The 24,967-nt window shown below is 51.9% G+C and carries 24 protein-coding genes; 5 read left to right on the forward strand and 19 right to left on the reverse strand.

The genetic code is table 11. The annotated features are described in order from the left end of the window. Window positions 1-6: 6 nt before the first annotated feature. Window positions 7-792, forward strand: coding sequence for an ABC transporter ATP-binding protein (locus NZ653_01570; GenBank protein MCS7285818.1), 786 nt, complete (start codon window positions 7-9; stop codon window positions 790-792). A 56-nt stretch (window positions 793-848) separates the two neighbouring features. Here the strand turns inward: NZ653_01570 and NZ653_01575 are convergent, their stop codons facing one another. From NZ653_01575 to radC, 13 genes are all read right to left on the reverse strand, one after another. Continuing rightward, a complete protein-coding gene (locus NZ653_01575; protein MCS7285819.1) occupies window positions 849-2,312 on the reverse strand; it encodes an NADH-quinone oxidoreductase subunit N in 1,464 nt (487 codons plus the stop codon). A 22-nt stretch (window positions 2,313-2,334) separates the two neighbouring features. Further along, window positions 2,335-3,846, reverse strand: coding sequence for an NADH-quinone oxidoreductase subunit M (locus NZ653_01580; protein ID MCS7285820.1), 1,512 nt, complete (start codon window positions 3,844-3,846; stop codon window positions 2,335-2,337). A gap of 32 nt (window positions 3,847-3,878) precedes the next feature. After that, complete coding sequence (nuoL, locus tag NZ653_01585) at window positions 3,879-5,933, reverse strand: NADH-quinone oxidoreductase subunit L (protein MCS7285821.1); 2,055 nt, start codon at window positions 5,931-5,933, stop codon at window positions 3,879-3,881. Next, window positions 5,934-6,245: a hypothetical protein gene (locus tag NZ653_01590; GenBank protein MCS7285822.1), complete on the reverse strand. Its 312-nt coding sequence runs from the start codon at window positions 6,243-6,245 to the stop codon at window positions 5,934-5,936. Between the two features lies 1 nt (window position 6,246). After that, window positions 6,247-6,552 carry an NADH-quinone oxidoreductase subunit NuoK gene (nuoK, locus tag NZ653_01595; protein MCS7285823.1) on the reverse strand — a complete coding sequence of 102 codons (306 nt, stop codon included), beginning with the start codon at window positions 6,550-6,552 and terminating at the stop codon, window positions 6,247-6,249. A 6-nt stretch (window positions 6,553-6,558) separates the two neighbouring features. Continuing rightward, window positions 6,559-7,047, reverse strand: a complete 489-nt coding sequence (locus tag NZ653_01600) for an NADH-quinone oxidoreductase subunit J (protein MCS7285824.1) — start codon at window positions 7,045-7,047, stop codon at window positions 6,559-6,561. A 16-nt stretch (window positions 7,048-7,063) separates the two neighbouring features. Further along, a complete protein-coding gene (locus NZ653_01605; protein MCS7285825.1) occupies window positions 7,064-7,588 on the reverse strand; it encodes an NADH-quinone oxidoreductase subunit I in 525 nt (174 codons plus the stop codon). 15 nt (window positions 7,589-7,603) lie between these two features. Further along, complete coding sequence (gene nuoH / locus NZ653_01610; protein MCS7285826.1) at window positions 7,604-8,737, reverse strand: NADH-quinone oxidoreductase subunit NuoH; 1,134 nt, start codon at window positions 8,735-8,737, stop codon at window positions 7,604-7,606. After that, window positions 8,734-9,843, reverse strand: a complete 1,110-nt coding sequence (locus NZ653_01615; GenBank protein ID MCS7285827.1) for an NADH-quinone oxidoreductase subunit D — start codon at window positions 9,841-9,843, stop codon at window positions 8,734-8,736. Before NZ653_01615 ends, nuoH begins: the two co-directional genes overlap by 4 nt. A 15-nt stretch (window positions 9,844-9,858) precedes the next feature. Then, window positions 9,859-10,365, reverse strand: coding sequence for an NADH-quinone oxidoreductase subunit C (locus NZ653_01620; GenBank protein ID MCS7285828.1), 507 nt, complete (start codon window positions 10,363-10,365; stop codon window positions 9,859-9,861). Then, complete coding sequence (locus NZ653_01625; protein MCS7285829.1) at window positions 10,362-10,874, reverse strand: NADH-quinone oxidoreductase subunit B; 513 nt, start codon at window positions 10,872-10,874, stop codon at window positions 10,362-10,364. The genes NZ653_01620 and NZ653_01625 overlap by 4 nt, the downstream gene beginning before the upstream one ends. Window positions 10,875-10,878: 4 nt before the next feature. Further along, window positions 10,879-11,235 carry an NADH-quinone oxidoreductase subunit A gene (locus tag NZ653_01630; GenBank protein ID MCS7285830.1) on the reverse strand — a complete coding sequence of 119 codons (357 nt, stop codon included), beginning with the start codon at window positions 11,233-11,235 and terminating at the stop codon, window positions 10,879-10,881. Window positions 11,236-11,773: 538 nt separating this feature from the next. Then, a complete protein-coding gene (gene radC, locus NZ653_01635) occupies window positions 11,774-12,484 on the reverse strand; it encodes a DNA repair protein RadC (GenBank protein ID MCS7285831.1) in 711 nt (236 codons plus the stop codon). Between the two features lie 28 nt (window positions 12,485-12,512). Here radC and NZ653_01640 point away from each other — a divergent pair, with 28 nt between their 5' ends. Further along, complete coding sequence (locus NZ653_01640; protein ID MCS7285832.1) at window positions 12,513-13,478, forward strand: LysM peptidoglycan-binding domain-containing protein; 966 nt, start codon at window positions 12,513-12,515, stop codon at window positions 13,476-13,478. On the opposite strand, the gene minC is transcribed toward NZ653_01640, so the two are convergent. Genes minC through NZ653_01665 form a run of 5 tightly spaced genes read right to left on the reverse strand, consistent with a single transcriptional unit; the run spans window position 13,475 to window position 18,331 of the window. Further along, complete coding sequence (gene minC, locus NZ653_01645) at window positions 13,475-14,107, reverse strand: septum site-determining protein MinC (GenBank protein MCS7285833.1); 633 nt, start codon at window positions 14,105-14,107, stop codon at window positions 13,475-13,477. The genes NZ653_01640 and minC overlap by 4 nt on opposite strands. Further along, window positions 14,104-16,014, reverse strand: coding sequence for a penicillin-binding protein 2 (mrdA, locus tag NZ653_01650; GenBank protein ID MCS7285834.1), 1,911 nt, complete (start codon window positions 16,012-16,014; stop codon window positions 14,104-14,106). The genes minC and mrdA overlap by 4 nt, the downstream gene beginning before the upstream one ends. Beyond that, window positions 16,011-16,529 (reverse strand): rod shape-determining protein MreD, encoded by a 519-nt coding sequence (gene mreD, locus NZ653_01655; protein MCS7285835.1) that lies wholly within the window; start codon window positions 16,527-16,529, stop codon window positions 16,011-16,013. The genes mrdA and mreD overlap by 4 nt, the downstream gene beginning before the upstream one ends. Then, window positions 16,492-17,367, reverse strand: a complete 876-nt coding sequence (mreC, locus tag NZ653_01660) for a rod shape-determining protein MreC (protein MCS7285836.1) — start codon at window positions 17,365-17,367, stop codon at window positions 16,492-16,494. The genes mreD and mreC overlap by 38 nt, the downstream gene beginning before the upstream one ends. Continuing rightward, window positions 17,327-18,331 (reverse strand): rod shape-determining protein, encoded by a 1,005-nt coding sequence (locus tag NZ653_01665; protein MCS7285837.1) that lies wholly within the window; start codon window positions 18,329-18,331, stop codon window positions 17,327-17,329. The genes mreC and NZ653_01665 overlap by 41 nt, the downstream gene beginning before the upstream one ends. A 550-nt stretch (window positions 18,332-18,881) precedes the next feature. Between NZ653_01665 and NZ653_01670 the strand changes: the two genes are divergently transcribed. Further along, the gene (locus NZ653_01670; protein MCS7285838.1) at window positions 18,882-20,738 is read left to right on the forward strand and encodes an aldehyde ferredoxin oxidoreductase family protein; all 1,857 of its coding nucleotides are present in this window, start codon (window positions 18,882-18,884) and stop codon (window positions 20,736-20,738) included. Between the two features lie 109 nt (window positions 20,739-20,847). Next, complete coding sequence (gene hisS / locus NZ653_01675; GenBank protein ID MCS7285839.1) at window positions 20,848-22,131, forward strand: histidine--tRNA ligase; 1,284 nt, start codon at window positions 20,848-20,850, stop codon at window positions 22,129-22,131. A gap of 40 nt (window positions 22,132-22,171) precedes the next feature. Here the strand turns inward: hisS and NZ653_01680 are convergent, their stop codons facing one another. Continuing rightward, on the reverse strand, window positions 22,172-23,719 hold the full coding sequence (locus NZ653_01680; protein ID MCS7285840.1) for a hypothetical protein: 1,548 nt from the start codon (window positions 23,717-23,719) through the stop codon (window positions 22,172-22,174). A 457-nt stretch (window positions 23,720-24,176) separates the two neighbouring features. Between NZ653_01680 and NZ653_01685 the strand changes: the two genes are divergently transcribed. Further along, on the forward strand, window positions 24,177-24,962 hold the full coding sequence (locus NZ653_01685; GenBank protein ID MCS7285841.1) for a citryl-CoA lyase: 786 nt from the start codon (window positions 24,177-24,179) through the stop codon (window positions 24,960-24,962). Window positions 24,963-24,967 lie beyond the last annotated feature (5 nt).

Below are 24,967 nucleotides of genomic sequence, written 5' to 3' on the forward strand. Positions count from 1 at the left end.
GAGGACATGTTACCGCTGGTGGTCAGAGGAGTTCATTTCAGTTACGATGGTAGACCGGTGCTCAGAGGGGTTAGCTTAAGCGTTGCTGGAGGAGAGGTGGTAAGCCTCATAGGCCCTAACGGGGCTGGAAAATCCACCCTGATCAAGCTCATAGCTGGCATTCTGTCACCACAAAAGGGGGAGATTGAGGTTCTGGGTTGTCCCCTGCGAAGGTGGAAAAGAAAGAGCCTCGCCCGAGTAATAGCCCTTGTCCCCCAGGGAGCTTACATACCGCCTACTTTTTCCGTTTGGGAAAGCATCTATCTGGGCCGAACGCCTTACCTTAATTTCCCGGGAATCGCCAGAGACAGGGATATTAAAGCCATTGAGAGAGCCATGCGCTGGGTAAAAGTAGAGCATTTGAAGGACAACCTAGTGGGGGAACTGTCGGGTGGGGAACGCCAGAGGGTGATATTAGCCAGGGCGCTGGCGCAGGAACCGAAGATCCTGCTTCTCGATGAACCAACAGCTCATCTGGATATACACCATCAGGTATCAATCCTAAAGTTTATCCGAAAACTTGCCCGTGAAGAGGGCCTGGCGGTTTTAGCCGTGCTTCATGACCTCAACCTGGCCTCTTCTTTTTCCGATAGAATTGTCCTTATGGCGGGGGGAGAAGTTCTGGCCCAGGGGGCTCCGGAGGAAGTTATAAAGTGGGAGAGGCTCCGAGAAGTTTACGGCACTGGCATTATAGTGATGCCAAGGCCCGATGATTCCCGCCGCCCTGCAGTGCTCCCGGAATTTTCCCTTTAATGGCTGACCTTCTTCTGGCTAAAACAAAAAGCCGGGGGTCTTCCTGTCCCCCGGTTTTAGAAAAGGGCAGAGCCCAGGATATGAACGGCTTCGGTTCCTACGGAGATGAAGGGGTGTGGGTAAAGGCCTATGATGAAAACCATTACCAGGCTTACCACCACAGCCCATCTGAGGGAACTGCTCACCGAAATTGGACTTTCGTCCCCGGGCCTGAAGAACATTTGCTTGACCACATTTAGATAATAGAAAGCTGAAATCACGCTGTTTATTATCCCCACAAGAGCCAGGATGTAAAACTGCATCTGAATAGCAGCACCAAAGACGAAAAACTTCCCCACGAACCCTCCGGTCCCCGGTATGCCGATGAGAGATAGCAGAAAGATGATCATGGCGCCTGCCAGAAGAGGGTCGCGCTTTATAAGGCCGGCATAATCGGCGATGCGGTTGGAACCAATAGCTCTTTCCACCGCTATCACTACGGCGAAAGCACCGAGGTTAGTGAAAAGATAGGCCATGAGGTAAATGAGCACCCCGTTCAGCCCGGTGAAATTGCTGGCCACTCCGCTCACCATGCATACGATACCCATGAGGATGTAGCCGGCGTGAGCGATGCTGGAATAAGCCATCATTCTCTTTATGTTTTCCTGACGAAGGGCTATCAGGTTCCCCAGGGTCATGGTCACCATAGAAATTCCCGCCAGGAGGGCAGTCCAATCCGGCTGGAAATCGGCGAGGGCGGTGATGAAAACCCTCATGAGCACTGCCAGGCCAGCAGCCTTGGGCCCCACCGAAAGGAAAGCTGTCACTGGAGTGGGGGCTCCCTCGTATGTGTCAGGGGACCACTGATGGAATGGGACGAGGGCGATTTTGAAGCCAAATCCTGCCAGAAGAAGGATCATGGCGGGAAAGGCCAGCCATCCTCCTACCTCGCTTTTCTTTAAGGCCGGCCCTATTTCAGTCAGATACAGCGTTCCCGTGACCCCGTAGAGAAGCGACATGCCGTAAAGCATCAGAGCCGAGGCTGTAATTCCGTAGAGGAAGTACTTTATAGCCGCTTCGCTGGACTTGCCTTCCTCCCGCAGGTACCCCACCAGGATATAGGAGGTGAGGCTGAGGAACTCAAAGGCCAGGTAAAGCATGAGCAGGTTTACGGAGCCTACCACCAGCAATATGGCCAAAGTTACCAGGAGAAAGAAGGCGTAGAATTCTCCCCGGTAAGGGGTGTGGCCCTCCAGATAGCGGTAAGAAGAAAGGAGGACAAGCCCCGTGCCTACCAGAACAAGCCCTTTGAAGAAGAGAGCAAACCTGTCGGAAGCCAGCATACCAAATAGAGGGGAGGCGGAAACTTTCCCGAAAAGGAGGAGCAAGAGGAAGGAAAGAGCTGTGAAAGCCACAGCCAGGCTCAAAATTACCGCTTCTTTCCTTTCTTCTGCCCTTCTCCAGGCCATATCCAGGGCCAGAAGGGTCAGCCCTCCCAGGAAAAGGGCCAATTCCGGAGCAAAGGCTGAAAGAATGTCCATGACGCTCAAGGCTGACCTCCTTTTACAGTTTGCCCATGAGAGCTGTTGTAGCCGTGTTAATTATGTTGAGCAGAGGTGCGGGATACAGCCCGAATCCCACCATGAAGAGCAAAAGCGGCCACATGGTTACTTTCTCAAAGGCTTCCATATCGGTTAGGTAGCCCCACTTTTCCTCGTTGAAAGGTCCCAGGAACATAAACTGCACTACTTTCCAGAGGATGTATCCAGCCGTGGCTACTACGCCGATAACTCCAAAAGCGGCAATGTACGGGATAATATGGAAAGCGCCCCTGAAGACCAGGAATTCTCCCCAGAACCCGGCCAAACCGGGAAGACCGAGGGAAGCCAGACCAGTAATCATAACCACCGCATAGTAATAGGGGAGCTTGGCTCCGAGACCTCCGAAAACCTGAAGGTCTCTGGTGTGAGCTCGCTCGTAAATCATGCCCACCAGGAAGAAGAGCCCCCCAGTGATGATACCATGGTTGAACATTTGCATTGTGGCACCGTTCAAGGCAATGGCTGCGCTCTCCTTGAATGAAGGGTGGTTGAAGTTGAGGCTGGCAGCCGCCGCTGCAATCCCCAGAACCACGTAGCCCATGTGAGCTACCGATGAATAGGCGATGAGGCGTTTGAGATCCCACTGAGCCATGCACACGAAAGCCCCGTAGACTATGCTTATAAGCCCGAGGATAGCCACGATGGGAGCATAGAACCTGAAAGGTTCGGGGAAAATGGGGAGGACTATCCGGAGGAGGCCGTAACAACCCAGCTTCAGCAGTATTCCGGCCAGGATAACGCTGCCGGCGGTGGGAGCTTCAGTGTGAGCATCGGGCAACCAGGTGTGGAAGGGGAAGCTCGGGACCTTTATGGCAAAGGCGACAAAGAAAGCCCAGAATGCCAGGCTGGCCAGAGTGAAATTGTCAGCGAAGGGGTGAACTTCCGCTGCCTTGAGGATATCAAAGCTCCCGGTGGTGAAGTAAATTCCCAGAATGGCCAGGAGCATAAAAACGCTGCCGGCCAGAGTGTAGAGGAAAAACTTTATGGCTGCATACTCACGGTACTTACCACCCCAAACTCCGATAAGGAGATACATTGGCACGAGGCCTATCTCCCAGAAGACGTAAAAGAGGACAAAGTCCAGAGCCACAAAAACGCCATTCATGCCGGTCTGAAGCAGGAGGAAGAGGAAGTAATACTCCTTGACTCGTTCATGGATGGTGTAGGCAGAGTAAAAGTAGCCCAGGGTTGAAAGGAGAGAGGTGAGAAAGAGCATTGGGACGCTTATCCCATCAACGCCCACGTGATACCAGACATTGATAGCGGGTATCCAGCGGTAGCGCTCCACGAACTGGATTCCGCCCTCGCTCTGGTTATAAGCAATCCAGAGATAGGTTGAAAGGGCCAGAGGTATGAGGCTCACTGCGATGGCGAACCACCTTATGAGGTTGACCCTCTCCTTGGGGAAGAAAAGGATGATCAACGCTCCAAGGGCTGGGATAAAAGTTATAGCTGAGAGAATCGGGAACTCCATTTCTCAAGCCTCCTCTTTACAAGATTTCGGCTTCATCTGACCATGTATAGTCCAATGAGCATCAGCACGGTAAGGACTGCTACCAGAAGGTAGTTTTGAGCTTTGCCAGTCTGGGTAAGGCGCAGAACACCACCGAAGGCTGAGGTAATTATCCCCAAGCCGTTGACAATCCCATCTACAACCTTAACGTCAAAGAGCCCACCTATTTCGGAAAGCTTCCGGCCTAGTTTTCCAACCCCATCCACAATGGGGTCAATGATCCAGCGGTCATCGAACTTAAAGGAGATTTCCGAAAGCCAGAGAGCGAAGCGCACAACAGTGGCCTGATAGAGTTCGTCAATGTAATACTTGTTCTTGAGGACAGTGTAGATGGGGCCCAGGGAGATGGAAAGGGGATCGGGCTGGCCAGCCTTGAGGGGCTCACGCCCGTAGACCACCCAGGAAAGAGCGAGGCCTGAAAGGCCCATGAGCACCGAAAGGCCCATAACCCCCAGGTTGAGAGGGGCAGCCGGGAATTCTTTTCCTACCAGGTGATGGAATGGGTTGTTGAGAGCAGGGCCGAGGATCGGGAAATCGTGAGGAACTCCAATGAATCCCAGGAAAGTGGAGAAGATTGCAAGGATTATAAGGGGCACAGTCATGACCCATGGGGTTTCGTGAGCCTCTTCAGCGTGGTGGCTGCGGGGCTCACCAGCAAAGGTGAGGAAAACCTGGCGGCCCATGTAAAAAGCCGTTAGGAAAGCCGCCAGAGTCCCCAAAATCCACACAAACCCGGGCCAGGATAAGAACCCTTCTTTGGAAGCGTGATAAAAAGCATGTCCGATGATTTCATCTTTGCTCCAGAACCCTGCCCAGGGAGGGATTCCCGCCAGAGCCAGAGTTCCTGCAAGGAAGGTCCAGAAGGTTATGGGCATCCGTCTGCGGAGCCCTCCCATCTTCATCATGTCCATTTCGTGATGGGTGCCGATGATCACAGAGCCGGAGCCCAAGAACAGCAAAGCTTTGAAGAAAGCGTGCGTTACCAGGTGGAATACGGCAGCTACATAAGCTCCAACTCCAAGGGCAGCGATCATATAACCAAGCTGGCTTATGGTGGAATAGGCCAGCACTCTTTTTATATCGTTCTGAGCGATGGCTATGGTAGAGGCGAAGAAGGCCGTGAAGGCTCCGATAAAGGCTACGAGTCCCAGCTGAGGCCCGTGCTCCACCACGGAAAAGAGGGGGAAAGAACGGGCGACGAGGTAAACCCCCGCAGCTACCATGGTAGCAGCGTGGATTAAAGCGCTCACAGGGGTAGGACCTTCCATGGCATCGGGGAGCCAGACGTGGAGGGGGAACTGAGCGCTTTTGCCCACCGCTCCACCGAAAAGCAGTATCGCTATAACTGTGGCGACAGGGAGTTCACCCACAAGCGGCAGGGTCACTGTAGAGTGGGCGAGCTCTTCCAGGACTTTGGGCTTGAAAATTTCGGAGAAAGTCAAAGAGCCAGTGCGGGAGTAAAAGTAGATAATTCCCAGAAGCATCATAACATCGCCGATGCGGGTGGTGATAAAGGCTTTGAGACCTGCCCGCATAGCTGAAGGCTTCTCAAACCAGAAGCCAATGAGTAAATACGAACAAAGGCCCATAACCTCCCAGAAAATCATGAGCATAAGGAGGTTATCCGCGAGAACCATCCCTAACATTCCGCAAGCGAAAAGAGAGATATAGGCGAAATAGCGAGAGTAACGGGGATCACCGTGCATGTAGCCCACTGAGTAAATGAAGATAAGAAGGCAAACGAAAGGCACCATGAAGAGCATAGCCAGAGTGAGGGGGTCCACCATTACGCCCATCTTGAACCAGGTGGGGCCAGTAGGGAACCAATTCCAGCTCATATGAAAAGCTTTTTCACCCGTGCCTACGTGGTGCTTTATCCCTTCGTAGAGGGCACCCCAGGAAAGTATCCATGCCAGAGCGATGCTTCCTATAGCTACGGAATGACTGAGCTTCTTGCTGGGGTTGGTGAAAAGCACTATTATCCAGAAAGAAGCCAGGGGCAGAAGAGGTATCAGCCAAACCAGCTTAAGGAAGAAGATCCCCTCCATTCACTGCCTCCTTAAGAAGGTGCTTATGGATTCCCCAAAGGCTTCAAAATCACCTGTGTTTTCCCGGACAAAATTAAGAAAGGGGCGAAAGCGCACCATCCTCACCAGGCCCCTGGCCAGGGTTTCGCCCGTGCACTCCATATTATTGGTTGGAGCCCGATACGCCACCCTGGCAAAGGGGAAGCAAAGGTCCATCTCATAACCGAAGGCATTCAGGATCTTGGCCCGGTCCAGGTCGTTGAAGGAACCGTGGATATAGGCGAAAATGCTCTTTTCCTCTGGCTTCAGAAATTCCTTAAGCCTGGTGCGCATCTTACCCCCGCATAAGGTCCACTTCTTCCACGTTCACGGTATCGCGGTTGCGGTAAATGGAAATAATTATGGCTAAGCCTACCGCCGCTTCGGCAGCGGCCACCGCTATAACGAAAATGGCAAACACAAGGCCTGAAAGGTCGGAGGGATTAATGTAGCGCCAGAAAGCTACAAGGTTGAGGTTGACGGCATTAAGCATGAGTTCCACGCCCATCAGGATTCCTATAGCGTTACGGCGGGCCAGCACCCCGTAAAGGCCGATACAGAAAAGAGCTGCTGCCACTAAAAGATACCAGCTAAGAGGAATCATCGCTCACCTCTCCCGGGCAATAATTATGGCTCCGATAAGGGCCGCCATTAGCAGTATTGAAACCACCTCAAAGGGGACAAGGTATTCCCCAACAAAGGAGGCTCCGAGGTTCTCTATCAAGTTCTGAGGCACAGCCACCGCTCTGACCGGCCAGGGGACGCGCACTATCATGGCCAGAAGGATCAGGAAAAGAAAGCCAGCGGCCAGCGCCGCAATCCACCACTGGTCGTTAAAGGCCCTTGCCTTTGGATCCATGAGATGCCTTGTTAACATTATCGCAAACAGGATGAGGAGAGCGATGGCTCCTACGTAGATGAGAATCTGAATGGCCGCCAGAAATTCAGCTTCCAGAAGGATGTAGAGGCCAGCTACCCCTACGAAGGAGAGGACGAGGGCCAGAGCGCTGTGGAAAAGCCTCCTGGTGGTAACCACCAGTAAAGCTCCGACTATGGCGATCAGGCTAAAGAGGAAAAAAGCGATCTGCATTCCCATAGCTTTACCCCCGAAGTTATTTCCAGGCCCATCCCTGTTCGGTTATCCCGCTTCGGTCACCGATTTTGAGCAAATCCTCAAGGCGGAGCACCATCCTGTTCTCGTAAGTAGCCAGTTCATACTCGTGGCTCATTTCAATGGCTCCGAAGGGACAGGCTTCCACACAAAGCCGGCAGAAGATACATCTTCCCAGGTCGTAGAGATAATCCACAAGCTTCCTCTCCTTGCCTTTCCCCTCCGCTACAACCTCAATCACCCCGTGAGGACAGGCCAGGACGCATGCTCCGCACGCTGTACACTTGGGTTGTCCGGTTTCAGGATCCCTCAAGTGCACAAGGGCTCCTCTGAAACGGGGGAACATGGAATACCTTTCTTCGGGGTACTGGAGGGTGAAAAGCCCAACCCCTTCCGGTTCCAGCCTGGGGACAGGTCCTTCGGTAAAATAGCGCTTGAAGAAGGGGTGCTTGTATCCTTTGAAATAGGTCATAATTCCGTGCTTAAGGGTCGTAAAAAGCCCCTTGAGAAGTCCCGATCCGAACATTTCCCATCCCTCACTTCAGGCTAAAGCTTTCTTGGGGGTAAGGCGGCCGAGAAGGTAAAGGCCCAATCCTCCCACCAGGATATTTCCGACCCAGTAAGCGATTACCCTCACTCCGTAACTTATTTCCAGCTTCGCTACGAGCCCCGTCACCAGAAGGTTCGCCATGGCCAGGGGGACCAGGAATTTCCAGGAGAAGTTAAGGAGCTGGTCTATCCTCAGGCGAGGGAAGGTGGCCCGGAGCCAGAAGAATACGTAGACCACTATAGCCACTTTGATGAAGAACCAGAGGTAAGACGGGAGCAAAGGTCCCCTCCATCCGCCAAGGAAAAGGGTAACCACCATGGCAGAAATGGCAAAAGTGTTTATGTATTCGGCCAGGAAGAACATCGCCCATTTTACACCTGAATACTCAATGTGATAGCCAGCGATAATCTCCGATTCGGCTTCCGGAAGGTCAAAGGGGCTCCGGTTGGTTTCTGCAACGCCGCATATAAAGTAGATGAGGAACGCTACTGGTTGAAGGAAGACAAAAGGCAGAGGGCTTTGAGCTTCCACGATTTTTTGGAGGGACATGGAGCCTGCAGCCATAACCACGCTCAAGACGGCAAAAGCCATTGGAACTTCATAGCTGAAAAGCTGGGCTACTGCTCTGAATCCCCCCAGCAGGGCGTATTTATTGCCCGAACCCCACCCGGCCATGAGGATGGCGATGGAAGCTACGGAACCAAGAGCTATGACGTAAAGGACGGCAATGTTGAGATCGGCGGCCACAAGCTTCTTGCCGAAGGGTATCACAGCCCACACCATAAAGGCCGGGACCACTATTATCACTGGGGCCAGGAAATGGAGGAGTTTATCAGCTTTTTCCGGGATTATGTCTTCTTTCACTAGGAGTTTTAAGACATCAGCTATGGGCTGGATGAGGCCGTAGGGGCCAACCCTATTGGGGCCAAGCCTGTCCTGAAGCCGGCCCAGGATCTTGCGTTCCATGAGGGTGAGAGCCATGACCACTATTACCATCAGGAGAATTATGAGGAGCCCCACTATCACCATCATCACCAGATCAACAAGCCATGCCGGAAGGAAGCCTTTAAGCCAGCGGGCTATTAGTTCTCCCAAGTAAGGCAAGATGTTTTCAAGATCTATCATCGGTCCACCTCTCCCATGGTTATGTCAATGCTTCCCAGGATAATGACCACATCGGCCACCTTGTGGCCTACTGTTATTTCTCTCAGGACTCCCAGGTTTACAAAGGAAGTGGGGCGGATTTTGAAACGGTAAGGCTTATCGGAACCATCGCTCACCAGGTAAAAGCCGAGCTCGCCTTTAGGGGCTTCTATCCGACCGTAAACTTCCCCTTTGGGTGGGCGAAGCCTTCTGGGGACTTTCTCCGAAACGGGCCCATCTGGAATCTGGTCGAGGGCCTGTTCCAGGATGCGGAGACTCTGCTTCCACTCCAAAAGCCTCAGCATGTATCGGTCATAGACATCGCCGTTGGGCAGGGTGGGAATTTCAAAGTCAAAGCGATCGTATATGGAATAGGGTTCAGCCCGGCGAACATCATATTTAACGCCCGAAGCTCTCAGGACAGGGCCAGTGACCCCGTAAGCTATAGCGACTTCTGGGGGAAGCACCCCGACCCCTCTTGCCCGCTGCAGGAAGATTTCATTTCCGGACAGGAAAGTGTCCAGCTCATCGGCGAACTTCCACAGGTGGTCCACCAGTTTTTTAGCCTGAGGTATGAAGCCTTCGGGTAGATCGCCCGCCACTCCTCCGGGGCGAATGTAGTTGGGCATCATCCGCGAGCCTGAAGCCCATTCAAAGAGGTCCAGGATATGTTCCCTGGCTCTGAAGGCGTAAAGCACGGGGGTAAAATAGGCGCCGAGATCGTTGAAGAGAAAGCCTATGGCCATCATGTGGTTCAGGATACGAGTGAACTCGGCCATTATGACTCTTATGTATTCGGCCCTTTCGGGGGGTTTGATTCCAGCCAGCTTCTCTACTGCCACAGCATACGCAAATTCGTTAGTCATAGCGCACATGTAATCCAGGCGGTCGGTTATGGGGACGGCCTGGAGGTAAGAACGACCTTCGCTCAATTTTTCAATTCCCCGGTGGAGGTAGCCATAAACAGGTCTCAAATCCGTTATAGTTTCTCCTTCCAGGGTTAGGACCATACGGAACACCCCGTGAGTGCTGGGGTGCTGGGGTCCCATGTTAAGGACGATTTCCTGGGTTTTGAGGGCCACGGCCATGGTTCTTTTCCTCCGTTACCAGTAGGGTGGTTCTGGCCTTGTGGGTTCCAGTTCTTTAAAGGTGAAAATTCGGTTTTCAAAATCTTTGCGCAGGGGCCAGCCCGGGAACCCTTCCCACATGAATATCCTCCTCAAATCCGGGTGGCCTTCGAAAACTATTCCGAACATATCGTAAATTTCCTGCTCCTGCTGGAAAGCCGATGGCCATATATCGCTTACTGTTGGCAGGGAAGGATTAGTTTTATCTTCAACGAAAACCTTGATGGCTAAGGGGCCAAGGTTATTGCGAATAGGCTCTCGTCCCATGGAGTAAAGGTAATAGACCACCTCAAAGCGCTCTGGAAGGTCCACGCCAGCCATGAAGGAAAGGTAATTGAAACCAATCTCATCGCGCAGGAAAAGGGCCACTTCCCGGATGTGTTCTTTCCGGACAATTACAGTGGGGTCTTTGGTTTCTGCCGGGATTTCTACTATTGCTTCGGGGAACTTTTCTTCGAGGAGCTGGAAGATTTCTTCCGTCATGCTTTTTCCCTCCTGTACCAGGGGACCGTAAGGATGGACTGGCGGTCAATTTTCTTCTGGAGTTTGATAAGGGCGTCCAGCAGGGCTTCGGGCCTTGGGGGGCAACCCGGCACATAGACATCGACAGGGATTATCTCATCCACTCCTTGGAGGACAGCGTAGGAGTTAAAGATTCCTCCTGAAATAGCGCAGCTTCCCATCGCTATCACGTATTTTGGTTCGGGCATCTGGTGGTAGAGCCTCAGGACCTGGGGGGCCATTTTATGGGTAACAGTTCCGGCCACAATCATGAGGTCAGCCTGACGGGGGCTTGCCCGGAAAACCTCAGCTCCGAAGCGAGCTATATCGTAGCGCGAAGCGGAAGCCGCTATCATCTCTATAGCGCAGCAGGCTAAACCGAAAGTAAGGGGCCACAGAGAAGAGCGTCTGGCCCAGTTATAGAGTTTATCCACAGTGGTAATAAGGATATTGCGTCGGAGTTCGGGGGGGACGAGAATCTCTTCAGCCATGATTTCACCTCCACATTAGTGCCCCTTTGCGCCAGGCATAGGCCAGTGCTACCAAGAGGATACCCAGGAAAATGAAGACATCCAGAAGGGCTACGAGGCCCAGTTTATTGTAAGCCACAGCCCAGGGCAAAAGGAAAGCTATTTCCACGTCAAAGATAGCGAAGATGAGGGCATAGAGGTAATACTGGACCCTGAACTGGACCCAGGTTTCTCCGACGGTTTCAAGGCCGCATTCGTATATAGATTGCTTTATGGGGTTAGGCCTTTTGGGGCGGACAAGCCAGGCGAAGCCTATGCCTATTAGGGGAACAGCCAGAGCCATAAGCATTAGAAGTCCTATGAAGAGATATTGGTTCAACAAGGTCTGGCTCCTCCTTATCAGGTTTGTGAAAAACCTCCCATATTATATCCGTTCCGGTGAAATTGGCAAATCTCCGACCGCAAGCCGAAGCCAGGACTCCTCGCCCGCACTTGAGAGATATGGGAGCGATCAACCACCCTTTGTATCCCACCCACGAGGGCGGAAAAAAATCGGGGGATGGATGGGGGCTTCGCCTTCATCCCCGGGACTTTGAGAGTGTCCCCCAAAACCTCAAAAAGGGAGCCATCAGCCACCCCCTGCATCCCGCCCACGAGTGGGACCCTAAACCCTGGCAAACCCTATGCCCACGAGGGTGGGAAAAATTTGGGGGGTCCAGGGGGCTTGCCCCATGGCAGGGGACTTGGGGGATGTGCCCCCAGAAACCTTAAAAAGGGAGCGATCAACCATCTCTCGCATCCCGCCCACGAGTGGGACCCTAACCGTGGCAAACCCTATGCCCACGAGGGCGGGAAAAACCGGGGGGTTGGTGGGGGCGGCCCCCCCCATCCCGGGGGTTTGGGGGTGTCCCCCAAAAACCTTAAAAGGCTTCAAACCCTAAATTCTTTTCCTTCAAACTTATGAACCTCTGCTTGCCTATGATAATATGGTCCAGGACTTCAATATCTAAAAGCTTACCAGCCTGAACCACCTGACGGGTGAGGGCAATATCTTCAGGAGAGGGAGAAGGGTCTCCCGAAGGATGATTGTGCACAAGAATTATAGCCGAAGCATCAGCCTTTATAGCTTCTCTGAAAATCTCCCCAATCCTCGCCGAAGCCATATTGAGAGCGCCCACACATATGGTGGGTATGCTTATGACCCTGTTCTTAGTGTCAAGAAGGATCGTCCTCAGATGCTCCTTGGGGAGAAAGCCCATCTCCAGAAGAAGGAGGTTAGCTGCATCGTAAGGAGAACGAATTACAGGTCTTTCCTGAGGCGAAGCCACCAAAAGCCTTTTGCCAAGCTCAAAGGCAGCTTTAAGCTGTGCAGCTTTAGCCTCCCCTACCCCTTTCTCAGCGCAAAGGTCGGAAAAATCGGCTTCAGCCAAACCTGTGAGACCTCCATATCGGGCCAGAAGGCGAGTAGCCAGTGCCAGAACGCTCTCGCCTTCCACTCCAGTCCTCAAAATTATAGCCAGAAGCTCAGCAGTAGAAAGGGAAGAAGCCCCGTAAAGCTTCAGCCTTTCCCGGGGCCTTTCCGAAGCTGGAAGTTCCTTTATAGTAGGGTGATACTCAACTTTATTGCCCATAAGCCCTCCTTATCAGGGAGTAAAAAGCATGAGAAAGTGCATTCCCTTATTTCTTGCAACTTTTAGCCTGTTGAGCCTGAGCCTTGCCTGCGGGCAAATAATAACTCTTCCAACCCCCACCCCCCCAAGAGCTCCCACGAGCGACTTTACCCCTTCACCCTCGTTTGCTTTCACCCCTTCCCCCTTTACTCCTCCGCCAACCTTCACTCCTACCTTCACCCCCACCCCCATAATATACGTAGTCCAACCTGGCGACACCCTCTCAGGTATCGCCGCAAAATTCGGGGTCAGCATCCGTATTATTCAAGAAGCCAACGCCATCACCGACCCCAAAGCCCTGCAGGCAGGCCAAACCTTGATCATACCCCAGGGGGAGGAAGCTCTGCCAGGCACTCCAACGCCCACTCCCACTCCGATCCCTCTCAAAATAACTGGAATTAACTTTTACCGGGAGCCCGGGGGAAACCTCTGGTGCTTTGGCGAAGTCCTCAACCCTGGTGAAGTAACTGTGGAAAGCGTAGCAGTAAGAGTCAGGCTCTATGGACCCGATAGCTCCCTCTTAGCTGAAAGCCAAACCTTTGTCGCCAGAGATTTAATTCATCCTGGGGAAAAAGGGCCCTTTGCCGTTGTCTTCACCCAGCCCCCCGAAACTTTTTCCCATTATGATGTTACCGTGATGAGCGCATACCCTGCTCATCACCCGTCGGCCCTGGTTCATTCCCTGGTTTTAAAAGAGCACTCGTGGGAAAAAGGCCCGGGCAATTTCTTCTCCGTAAGAGGGGTTATTTTCAATGCCGGGGAAAAAACTGTGAAAGACATAAACGTAATAATAGTGGCTTATGACATCTCCGAAAGAGTCGTGGCCCTTAACAAAATCGTGCCTGAAAAAGAAATCCTTCAGCCAGGCGAAGAAACAACCTTCTACTTTACCTTCTTTCCTGCCAGCAACCTTCCGGTCACTTATACCCTTTACGTTCAAGGATTAACCCCCTAATCCAGCTCTTCCACTACTATTCTATCGCCCTGAACAAATGCCACCTCTGGTTTAGGAGGGCTTTCCCTGGTCTCTTCTGGGGCACGAGCAAAATATGGCCCAATCTTTATAATAGAGGGTTCCAGGCGCAGAGCATAAATCCTGCGGGATGGATCGTTTGGAGTTCCAGCAGAAGCTACCCCTTTAAGATGTCCTAAAACGATTATATCCCCTCCCGCTACTATCTCCGCTCCAGGGTTTACGTCCCCGATAACCACAATAGAACCCTCGTATATAACCTTCTGGCCGGAACGAACGGGGCCGCGCTTTACCAGGGCAAGCTCAGTTTTTTCCTCGCGGCCTTTTTCCACCTCCAGCCCAAGGGCGTAGGCTGCCTTTCGCACCCTCTCCTCATCGCTTACAATCTTTTCTGGAAAAAGGCCATGGTTTCTCAAAATTTCCATAGCCTTGCTTAATTCATCCACCCCCATATCCGGGACTTTTATCTCTAAGACGACCTTGTTTCCTTCCAGCAAGGAACCCGCGGAGCTCAAGGTTGCTTCCAGTTCCAGAAGCACCTTTTCACTATTTCCGCCTCTGAGAACTATGACAATCCCTTCACGGGTCCCCTTTATAACCACAGCTTTCATGGCTGCCTTTCCCAGTCCAGATAATCAAAATAATAGCGGATGATCTTAGCTGCTATGGGGACAGCATTTTCAGAGCCTCCCCCTCCACCCTGGAGGAACACCACCAATGCTATTTTGGGATTTTCATAAGGAGCAAAACCTGTAAACCAGGCGTGGGTCGGTAAATCGCCTTTGGGCCCTCTTGGCCCATAGAATTCAGCAGTTCCTGTTTTCCCGGCTACGGGGATATCAGGCCAGTTGGTCCGCCAGGCAGTTCCTCTGATGACAGTTTCCCTCAACCCTCTCCTCACCAGTGCGATGGTCTTTTCCGAAGCGGGGAGAGTGCGGATTATTTCTGGCTTGAATTCTTCCACCACATTCCCCTCGTGGTCCACCATTTTGTATAAGAGCTTGGGTCTGTAGAGGGTGCCACCGTTAGCGATGGCAGCGGTGGCGTTCAGAATTTGTAGCGGAGTGGCCAGGAAGAACCCTTGGCCTATTGCCATATTGTAAGTATCGCCCAGAACCCATACTTCTCCATAATTCAGGCGTTTCCAATCGGCCGTAGGAACAAGACCTTTGCTTTCACCTGGCAGGTCAATCCCTGTCTTTTCTCCGAAGCCAAAGAGCCTCGCCCAGTAAACGAGTCTATCAAGACCAAGCCCTCGAAAATCCTTAAATCCTCCGGCAACCTTGTAGAAAAAGATATCGCAGGAGTGGACAAGAGCATCTATCACGTTTATAGGACCATGCCCTTTTCCGTACCTGTGAATCCAGCAGTAAAAGGGCTGGGCCAGGGTGGGGTCATCGGGAAAATACTGGTTGGGGACCCAGAGGATACCTTCGCAGTTCAGATAGCTCTTTTCGGTTATAACCCCCTCCTCCAAAGCAGCGGTCGCTGGGACTATTTTGAAAGTTGAACCCGTGGGATACTGGCCTATTATGGCATGGTTCACTAAGGGATGGTTTGGGTCTTTTTCAAGTTTGGAATAATCTTCGTAGCTTATACCCCTGGCGAACAGGTTGTTATCGTAGGAAGGAAGGCTCACCATAGCCAGAATCTGGCCGTTTCTGGGATCCATCACTATAGCTACCCCCACCGGTGACTGGGCTTTCTTCATACCTTCTTCCAGAGCTTCCTTGACCATAGCCTGCAAGTCCCAGTCAATCGTAAGGTAAAGGCTGTATCCAGGAATTGGCGCTCTTTCATAGCCTATGGTGCGGATTTCTCGGCCTGAAGCGTCCACTTCCACGAGTTTCTGTCCCTTTTCTCCCTTGAGGTAATCTTCGTAAACAAACTCAATACCCGTAAGACCAACCTTATCGCGGCTTAAGTCGTATCCCTTCTCCCTGTAACTGGCCTCCCATTCCTTCGGTATAAGGCCAGTGTATCCGATTATGTGCGAAAAGAGAGTGCTGCTTATATACTCCCTGATAGGTTCCACTTCCACCTGAACCCCAGGAAAGCTCAAGTGCTCCTGCTGGAGAAAGAAAGCTGTTTCTCTATCCACATTTTTCTTGACCACAATAGGCTTATAAGGGTTCTTCATCCCTTCCTTCACCAGAGCTTCAAGGTCCGGAGAAGCCCTGACGGGAGAGGCAAGTGCGGCGCTTTTCCCAGAGGAGAAAAGGAGTTCAGAAAGCCTCCTTAAAACCTGGCGGCGCTCCCCTTCCTCTTCGGGAAGGTAAGCAGGGGTAATGGACACAGTGTAGCTCGGAGTATTCCTGACCAATGGTCTTCCCCATCTATCGTAGATTATTCCGCGAAGAGCTTCAGTCTGAACCAGTCGGAGGCGATTTTTCTCCGAGAGAACTTTGTAGTAATCGCCTTTCAAAATCTGAAGGTGCCAGAGACGGAAGACAAAAGTGATAAGAACTAAAATAGCCCCTATCTGGAAAACCAACAATCGGCTCCTGCTTCCGTTCACTTCTTACCTCCCTGGTAAATCCTGGCCAGGATTAGACACATTGGAACCGCTACAAACGCATTCAGGAGAGCCGATGGCAGTGTTATAAGGGAAAAGTTTTCAATTCTGAGAAGGTTAATCCCAAGAAAGCGCAGGACTGCCAGCTGAAAGAGGTCATAAAAAATGAAGAGCAAAGCAGCCACCGCAAAAGAGGAAAAAGGATTGGCGTAGGATACATGTTCAGATATAAGGGCCACCATAAAAGCTATAACTGGCAGCGAAATGGTGAAAGGTCCCACCGGCCCGCCGGAAATGAGATCCAGAAGTAAACCTGTTCCAAAGGCCCAGGCCAGCCCTGCGTTCCCGCCTCTGGTGATAGACCAGAAAAAGACCAGGATGAAGACCAGATCTACCCTCGCAGGGCCAAGCCTGAAACCGGAAATCAAGGCCTCCTGCAATAAAACCATCGTTAACATGAGGGCTAAATCCAGGTAAAAATTAATGGCCTTCCTCCTCAGGGATTGAAGCTTTGCCACCCTTAAGCACCAGCACCAGCTCTAACCGGTCAAAATTCACCGAAGGCTTTATGCGAACTTCCTGAAAAGGGGCATAATCCTTTCTCTCAATTTCAATCACCTGGCCTATCACTAAACCCTTGGGAAGAGTTCCTCCCAATCCCGCAGTTAAAGCTATTTCCCCTACCGAGACTTTCGCTTCTAAAGGAATATAGCGCATAATAAGCATTCCTTCCGGTGTCCCTTCCACCATTCCGGTGGCTTGACTTCCCTGAAGGTAAGCAGCTATGGAGCTTGTGGGGTCCGTTATGAGCAAAACTTTTGAGGCAGTGTGATAGACATCAACCACTCTTCCCACGAGCCCCCTTTCCGTTACCACCGCCATCCCTGGCAGCACCCCTTCCCGCTGCCCAGCATTAATGAGCACATAACGGGTAAACCCCGAAGGGTCAAATCCTATAACTCTGGCCGTAACCCTGGCGGCTGTGTAATCAAAGGCTGGATTTTCCTGAGTGAAACGAAGGAGCTCTCTTAAATTTCTGTTTTCGGCTTCAAGTTCCCGGAGCTGGACGTTTTCAATAATGAGGCGCTCTAATTCCTTCTTGAGCTTCTCGTTTTCTTCCCTCAGGTGCCTTAGCTCTTCAATGGAAACCACAGTCTGACGCAAGAAGGAAGAAGCGATGGAAATTCCATACTGGGCGGGAGTGGTAATCCTAAGGATAAGATCCTGCACCGGATTTAGAAGTTTAGCCCTGTAGAAGGCTGAAAGGAGGAAGCCCAAGAATAAAAGAAGCAGGAGAAAGCGCCAGTTGGGCTTTTTAGCCCCTCCTGAGTCCAGAAAGAACCTTGTAGTAGACATCTAAATACTCCAAGATTTTAGCGGCCCCCCTTACCACACAGGTTATCGGATCTTCGGCCACGTAAACTTTAATCTTGAGTTCTTCGCTCAGCCTCCGGTCAAGGCCTTTGAGGAGAGCTCCTCCTCCCACCAGAGCAATACCCCTTTCCATAAGATCGGCCACGAGTTCAGGAGGTGTATCATCCAGGACATCTTTGGCCGCATCGATTATAGCGGAAAGGGAACCAGAAATTGCCTCCCTTATTTCCACACTGGAAACTTCCACCTCATCGGGGAGGCCAGTGATGAGGTTGCGTCCTCTTAGGACAAAGGTTTCCTCCTTAGGCAAGGGGTAAGCCGAGCCTATGGCTATCTTGGCCTGCTCCGCCATCCTCTCCCCTATCAGGAGATTGTATTTCTGCTTAGCGTAGCGAATTATATCCTCGTCCATCTCGTCACCAGCCACCCTTATGGAAGCACTTTGAACGATTCCTCCCAGGGATAAAACGGCGATTTCAGTGGTCCCCCCTCCAACGTCAATGACCATACTGCCCACGGAATCGTTTATCGGCAGGTCAGCTCCAATGGCAGCAGCTACGGGTTCTTCTACAAGGTAAACTTCTCTGGCCCCCGCACTTACGACTGCATCGTAAACCGCTTTCTTCTCCACCTCGGTCACTCCACTGGGTATACCCACTATAACCCTGGGCCTTGGGATCCGAAAAAGGAGCTTTTCGTGGACTTTGCGGATAAAGTAATGGATCATTGCCTCAGTGACGTCAAAATCGGAAATAACCCCATCTCTTATGGGCCTCACCGCCTCTATGGTGACCGGAGTTCTGCCGAGCATTTCCTTGGCTTCTGCACCTATGGCCAAGATTTTACCGCTTTCCTTTTCCAGGGCCACAATGGAAGGTTCATTGATTAAAATCCCTTTGCCCTTAACGGCTACCAGAGTTGTGGCTGTTCCGAGGTCAATAGCCATATCAAAGGAGAAAAGACCAAGGAAAGCATTCACAGGGTTAAACACTTTTCCTCACTCCTTGCCCGATTTTAGCCCATTATACCACACAAAGGAAAGGTTAGCCAAAAATTTGAAGTCAGGCCCTTCGGAATTAACCTAAACGCAAGAGGTTTGAAATGTACACCCCTGGAGAACTTCAGAGGGGCAGGTGAAACCCACCCGATATTTTTTCGGCCAGGCTTTAATTGCGTTGAGCGTGTGGATCGTGGTGGTTGTGAATGCGGGCTTAATTAGCCCAATCAACTGTTTAGGCTGGAGGGTTTAGGAAGGGGCATAACGACCTTGCTACGAAACGGTCTTTATTCCAGGGGCAGGTCGGTCTATCACGTCCCACCTTATTTTGCCACGTTGAGAAGATATAAGGAGCGGGTTACAGTCACCCGCAGTTTGCTGCGGCAGAGGCCCAGAGCTACAGCAAAACTCCGCAGAAAAAAGGCCAGGAGATGCTTGCATACAGACCATGGCTCGGATAAAATGAGATAAACCAAATTCCCCAGGCCAAGGAGGTGCTATGCCCTACGGTTACACCGGGAAAATTCTCCACGTTAACCTTTCAACGGGATCTTTTGGGATAGAAGAAACCGATGAACTGTTCCGGCGCTACTTTTTCGGAGGATGGGGTTTTATCCTCCACTATCTCTTCAAAGAGATGGATCCATCTGCAGACCCCCTGGGGCCAGACAACGTTCTGGTCTTTTCCACAGGCCCCATAACCGGTGCCCCTATATCTGGAAGCGGGCGCCATGCCGTTGGAGCAAAGTCTCCGCTTACAGGAGGATTTGGAGCTTCGGAAGCGGGGGGGTTCTGGGGTGCTGAGCTTAAGAGGGCTGGCTTTGATGCTATAGTTATAAAGGGCAAAGCCCCTTCACCAGTATACCTATGGCTCCACAATGGCCAGGTGGAAATACGAGAAGCATCTCACCTCTGGGGAAAAACCACAGCCGAAGTCCAGGAACTCCTTCACCAGGAACTCGGGGACAGAAGCATTAAGATTGCTCAGATAGGCCCGGCGGGCGAGAACCTCGTCCGCTATGCCTGCATAACTCATGACCTGCGGCACTTTGCTGGAAGGTGCGGCCTGGGGGCAGTGATGGGCTCCAAAAACCTAAGAGCCATCGCCGTAAAGGGAGAAGGCAAATTGGAAGTGGCCGACCCTGACCGTCTTGCCAACATAAGGCAGTGGCTCAGTAAGAACGATGAAGCCCTTCTGGCCGGATTCCGCCACACAGGGACAGCAGGCATCCTTCCATACCTCAATGCTGCAGGAGGACTCCCCACCCGTAATTTCACCCGGGGCCACTTTGAAGGGGCCGATGAAATTTCTGGGCAGAAAATGGCTGAAACTATCTTAGTGGATAGGGGAAGCTGTTATGCCTGTATTGTCCGCTGCAAAAGGGTTGTAGAGGTTAGAGAAGGCCCATACCCCGTGGATCCGGTATACGGTGGACCCGAATACGAGACCATCGCTGCTTTGGGCTCATCCTGCGGGATAAGCGACCTCAAAGCTATTGCCAGAGCTAATCAGCTCTGTGGAGCTTATGGCCTTGACACCATATCCGCTGGAGTTACCATAGCTTTTGCAATGGAATGTGGAGAAAAAGGGTTGCTCAAAAGCGATGAAGTGGACCTCCGTTTTGGCGACCCTGAAACCCTTCTCAAACTTCTGGAAATGATTGCCTTCCGTCGTGGTCTGGGAGATTTGCTGGCCGAAGGGGTCAGAAGGGCCGCCGGAAAGATAGGACCTGAAGCCTACCCTCTGGCTATGGAAATAAAAGGCCAGGAAATACCCATGCACGAACCCCGTTTCAAGCAGGCCCTCGGCCTCGGCTACGCCATCAGCCCAACCGGAGCTGACCACAACCACAACGTCCATGATGATGGTTATGTCAAGGAAACCAGAAGCGCCTTCCGCAAAGCACGTGCCTTGGGCGTCCTTGAACCCCTCCCCCGCAATGACCTCGGTCCCGGTAAGGTTCGCCTTTTCTTCTACGAGCTCCTCTGGCAAATAGGCTATGAACTCTGGGGTCTGTGCCGCTTCCTGCCTTACGATAAACACCAGGTTTGTGAAATCCTGCAGGCTGTAACAGGGTGGGATGTAAGCATATGGGAAATGATGAAAGCGGGCCAGCGCATTTACACCCTGGCCCGAATATTCAACATCAAAGCCGGATTCTCTCCTTCTGACGACCGCCTCCCGGAGCGTTTCTTTGAACCTTTCGTTGATGGCCCCCTGGCGGGCGAAGCTATAAACCCCGAAGCTTTTCAGAAAGCCAAAGAGCTCCTGTACGGAATGATGGGATGGGACCCGCAAACAGGCATGCCTTACCCCCATACCCTGGCGGAGCTGGACATTAAGTTCAATCTTTGAAGGAGGGAAGCCTTTAACCGGTGTGTGCAGCAGCCGCAACTTTAAGGTATTTTGACAAAAAATACGGGAAAGGTTAAACTTTCACAAACCACTTGAGCTGGAGGAAGAAGTGTTATATAAAGCCCCAAGGGGAACGCAGGATATTTTGCCTCAAGAGCAGCCATACTGGATTCACGTCAGAAATACTGCTCTACGTTTGCTGCACCTCTACGGCTACCAGCCAATAGATGTACCTATCTTTGAAGACACAAGGCTTTTCGTCAGAAGCGTGGGGGAAACCACCGATATCGTGGAAAAAGAAATGTATACTTTCCTGGATAAAGGGGGTGATTCCCTCACTCTGCGGCCAGAATTCACAGCAGGAGTAGTCAGAGCTTACATAGAGCATGGTATGCATCTGTGGCCCCAGCCTGTCCGCCTGTACTCCATAGGCCCCGCCTTCCGCTATGAAAGACCTCAGGCTGGGCGTTTCCGCCAGTTCCACCAGATTAATGTGGAAGCTCTGGGGGAAGGGGATCCGGCCCTGGACTTTGAAGTCATGAGCCTGGCCTGGCAACTTTACGAGGAACTGGGCTTCAAAGGCCTCTCCTTTCAAGTTAACAGCACCGGTTGCCCTATATGCCGCCCCTCCTATGTCGCTGCCCTTAAGGATTACTACAAGGATAAAATTTCCTCCATATGCGAGGATTGCCAGAGGCGTCTTGAACGCAATCCCCTGAGGCTGTTAGACTGCAAAAATGAGCAGTGTCAGCCCTTCATCGCGGAAGCTCCCAAAATGATGGATTTCCTGTGCGATGAATGCGCCTCCCACTTCCGCACCCTGCTGGGTTACCTCGATATGGAAGGCCACCCCTATACCCTGAACCACCGCCTGGTACGAGGGCTAGATTATTACACCAAAACGGTGTTTGAAGTCTGGGCTGAAGGTATAGGAGCTCAGAATGCCGTTTGCGGAGGGGGCCGATACGATGGCCTTGCTCAGGAGCTTGGAGGCCCCCCAACGCCAGGAGTTGGTTTCGCTGCTGGGATTGAGCGAATCGTAATGATCATGAAACATCAGGGAATAAAAGTCCAGCCCATTGAAGGGCCAAAAGTTTTTATAGCTTTCGCTAACGAAACCCTTAAAAAAGAGGCAGTGAAACTAACCTCCAGACTGAGGCGTTTCGGCATTGCTGCCACCCACGCCCTGGGTGATCGCTCTCTGAAAGCGCAGCTCAGAAGAGCCGATAAGGCTGGCGTCCTCTACACCGTTATAATAGGAGAAGAAGAACTCGCCCGTGGAAATGTCAGCGTGCGAAACATGAGCGATGGCACTCAAAGGGAAGTGAGGATTGAGGAGCTAAACCAATGGCTTGAGGAAGCCCTTTCGCGATTTCCGGTGTTTGTCCCCTGAAAAAGGCGCACACGAGCTTCTGCTAAGCCTCTTTTAGGTCTCAAGGACAGGGTTCAGGAGGCGAAGAAATACCCAGTTCCCACGGGTGTACGGGAGAACTCAGACGGTAATATACCCGGAAATTTTTCACTGTAACTTCTTCCCAGGTAATTCCAAGAGCCTGGAAGCCTTTTCTGAGAGCCTGGTCCAGGGCTGGTGGGCCGCTGGTTACGTAAGCTATATCCTCGCTCCGCACTACTAAACAAGTATACAAGGGGTAACGGTCATCCCACGGAGAATAGCGCAAGTCAAAATGATATGGAAGACGCGGGGCAAAAATCAGCTTTTCTCCGGATAAAAAAGCTAAAGGGTAAGCAATCCAGTAGTTTGTGTATCCGTGAACAAGACGGTTTCTCTCCAAGAATTCCGCGAGCTCTGGCAATCCGCTCAAGTCAATGCGGCTGGCAAAATTGAATTGAGGGTTCAAAAAGCCTGGTCCCCACGTTAGGATTAAAAGGCTTAAAGCATAATAGCCTGTGAAGCCCCAGAGCAAAATGGCGCGTAATTTACGTTGAGAAACTTGCGAGATGCTTCCAGCCAGAAAAAGAATCCAGGCATGTGTGGAAGGCAGGGCATAGCGTCCGGAAACGTCCCCGGCAAAAGGGGTAGCCCACCACAAAAAGAGATTGAATCCAGCCAAAACCAGAGGCCAGGTCAGAGCCGAACTAATGGGTTTGCGGGTCACCTTTACAAGAAGCAGGAAAAGTAGCAGAGGAACCACTGCCAGCGGCCCGCCGATAAAGATAAATTCCCAGGGTGGGCGCACTCCCATCACGACTGTGAACCACGCCAGGACTAACAGGCCAAGGCGTTGCAGGGGATCGCTAAGCAATGGATGCTGGGGAACGCGAGCTCCCCTTAGGTCCGCCAGGACCGCGTACAATCCTTTTGACCCGATGTGTAAGAGATAAGGGATGAGCCCTATGGTTAAGCCAGCAGCGAGACCTGCCCAGAAAGGCCATCGAACCTGTAAGCCACGCCATTGTTTGTAAAGCAAAATGAAAGCCAGTGGCAAAACGTAGATAGCAGTAAGGTGAGTGCACCAGAGGCCGATGCCCGCCAAACTTCCCCAGAGGAAACCGTCCCGCAGCAAGATGCGCTGTCTTTGTGAGCAGCGCCAAGTCCACCAGAGCAAAACAGATCCAAAAAATAAGGCCTCACCATAACCACCCAACGAAAAAGCTGTGTAGAGAAGAAACCCCACAGGTGGAAAGAGAAGAAGCAATAGAACAGGACACTGGCTTGATTTTCCCGCCACCTCGTAAAGCCACGCTGCGGAAAAAACCATGGTGCCTGCATATAGCAAAGCCTGAACCATCCGGATCACCGTTACCGATTCGCCGAAGAGGGCAAAACCCAGGGCAGTTAGATAAGCATCAAGAGCTCCCATGTAGGATTGTCCGTAGAAAAACAAGGGGCGTTCTCCCTGGAGAATGTGGCGAGCCATGAGGGCCACTACAGCTTCATCGGCGTGAAAGGGTAGTTCATCCTTCCACCATAAAATCAAACGCAAAAGCACCGCTGCCACCAGCATCGGAGCCCAGCACACTTTATCCTCCAGCCATTTGGAGAAGGCTCTTCGAACAAGTTTTCGGGACGAGGCACCTTGAGTTTTGGCCTTCAGGGCCACCTTGCACCTCTGCAATGGCCTCCCCTGATGGGCGGAATTCTGGACTGCTGTGCAATGGGGTACAAAGCCAGCTCTAAACCTCACAGCTCAGTAATTGCTCCTTTCCGTTAGCCAGAGGTTCCTGGAGAAAGAAGCATCACCCAACCCTAAAATCCAGGGAAAAACACTGCCCATAGCAAACCTGACCCGCAGGTAAATATATCAGATGACCACGGTGGGAAGCAAGAGAAAGGTGCAGCCAGAGTTCAATAGCAACCAGGGCAGCTCTACAGGCGAAGCGACGCCTCTACCACCTGATGGCGCCTTCTGGCTTTTGCGCCCGTTTCGGGCTATGGTATAATCTTTGGCGCTTTTGAACCCTTATAAAGGAGAAAAGATGGCAACCCGTCGCTATTTCTGGCGAACTTCCATAACCTATTTTGAACCAAACGTTATCCGCATCCGCGGTTACGCCATAGAGGAGTTAATAGCCAGGCTTTCCTTCGGCGACGTTTTCTACCTCCTGATTAAAGGAGAAGTTCCCAGACGTAACGAAGGAAAATTGATAGAGGCGATCCTGGTTTCCTGTTGCGACCACGGTTTCCTTGCCCCTTCGGTAAATGCCGCCAGGTTCGCAGCCTCCAGTGGAGTACCCCTCCCTCAGGCGATAGCTGCAGGACTCTTAGCCATTGGCAAATACCATGGAGGAGCGATAGAGGACTGCGCTTTCTTTCTTAAAACAATAGCCGAATCCAGTTCACCCCTGGAAGAAGCCCGCAGGATAATCAGAGAAAAGCTCTCCCAGGGGGAACGTATCCCCGGTTATGGCCACCCCATCCACACTACTGACCCCCGCATTGAGGCCCTTGTTCGCAAAGCCAGGGAATTGGGTTTTGCTGGAAGCTACGTGGATCTTGCTTTTGAAGTGGAGAAAATCGTCAGAGAGGAAACGGGTAAGCCCATAACGATGAATGTAGATGGAGTTATAGCGGCGCTGGTGCTGGAAATCGGCTTTGACCCCCGTATAGCTTCGGCCTTCTTCCTCATCTCCAGAACTTTAGGGCTTGTGGCCCACGTATATGAAGAAACTGTCAGGGAAAAGCCTTTCCGAACTGTGCCGGAGGGAGACATCCTCTACGATGGCCCTCCGCCTCGCTCTTTAGACTTTCCCAATAATCCCTGAAAAGG

It is taken from the genome of Anaerolineae bacterium, from assembly GCA_025062375.1.
In the GTDB taxonomy this organism is placed as follows: Bacteria; Chloroflexota; Anaerolineae; order SpSt-600; family SpSt-600; genus SpSt-600.

Bases quoted from the DNA above. Each gene is read 5' to 3' on its own strand.
- NZ653_01570 (MCS7285818.1), top strand. From the start codon at position 7: ATGTTACCGCTGGTGGTCAGAGGAGTTCATTTCAGTTACGATGGTAGA.
- NZ653_01575 (MCS7285819.1), bottom strand. From the start codon at position 2,312: ATGGACATTCTTTCAGCCTTTGCTCCGGAATTGGCCCTTTTCCTGGGA.
- NZ653_01580 (MCS7285820.1), bottom strand. From the start codon at position 3,846: ATGGAGTTCCCGATTCTCTCAGCTATAACTTTTATCCCAGCCCTTGGA.
- nuoL (MCS7285821.1), bottom strand. From the start codon at position 5,933: ATGGAGGGGATCTTCTTCCTTAAGCTGGTTTGGCTGATACCTCTTCTG.
- NZ653_01590 (MCS7285822.1), bottom strand. From the start codon at position 6,245: ATGCGCACCAGGCTTAAGGAATTTCTGAAGCCAGAGGAAAAGAGCATT.
- NZ653_01600 (MCS7285824.1), bottom strand. From the start codon at position 7,047: ATGGGAATGCAGATCGCTTTTTTCCTCTTTAGCCTGATCGCCATAGTC.
- NZ653_01605 (MCS7285825.1), bottom strand. From the start codon at position 7,588: ATGTTCGGATCGGGACTTCTCAAGGGGCTTTTTACGACCCTTAAGCAC.
- nuoH (MCS7285826.1), bottom strand. From the start codon at position 8,737: ATGATAGATCTTGAAAACATCTTGCCTTACTTGGGAGAACTAATAGCC.
- NZ653_01615 (MCS7285827.1), bottom strand. From the start codon at position 9,843: ATGGCCGTGGCCCTCAAAACCCAGGAAATCGTCCTTAACATGGGACCC.
- NZ653_01620 (MCS7285828.1), bottom strand. From the start codon at position 10,365: ATGACGGAAGAAATCTTCCAGCTCCTCGAAGAAAAGTTCCCCGAAGCA.
- NZ653_01625 (MCS7285829.1), bottom strand. From the start codon at position 10,874: ATGGCTGAAGAGATTCTCGTCCCCCCCGAACTCCGACGCAATATCCTT.
- radC (MCS7285831.1), bottom strand. From the start codon at position 12,484: ATGGGCAATAAAGTTGAGTATCACCCTACTATAAAGGAACTTCCAGCT.
- NZ653_01640 (MCS7285832.1), top strand. From the start codon at position 12,513: ATGAGAAAGTGCATTCCCTTATTTCTTGCAACTTTTAGCCTGTTGAGC.
- minC (MCS7285833.1), bottom strand. From the start codon at position 14,107: ATGAAAGCTGTGGTTATAAAGGGGACCCGTGAAGGGATTGTCATAGTT.
- mreC (MCS7285836.1), bottom strand. From the start codon at position 17,367: ATGTCTACTACAAGGTTCTTTCTGGACTCAGGAGGGGCTAAAAAGCCC.
- NZ653_01665 (MCS7285837.1), bottom strand. From the start codon at position 18,331: ATGGCTATTGACCTCGGAACAGCCACAACTCTGGTAGCCGTTAAGGGC.
- NZ653_01670 (MCS7285838.1), top strand. From the start codon at position 18,882: ATGCCCTACGGTTACACCGGGAAAATTCTCCACGTTAACCTTTCAACG.
- NZ653_01685 (MCS7285841.1), top strand. From the start codon at position 24,177: ATGGCAACCCGTCGCTATTTCTGGCGAACTTCCATAACCTATTTTGAA.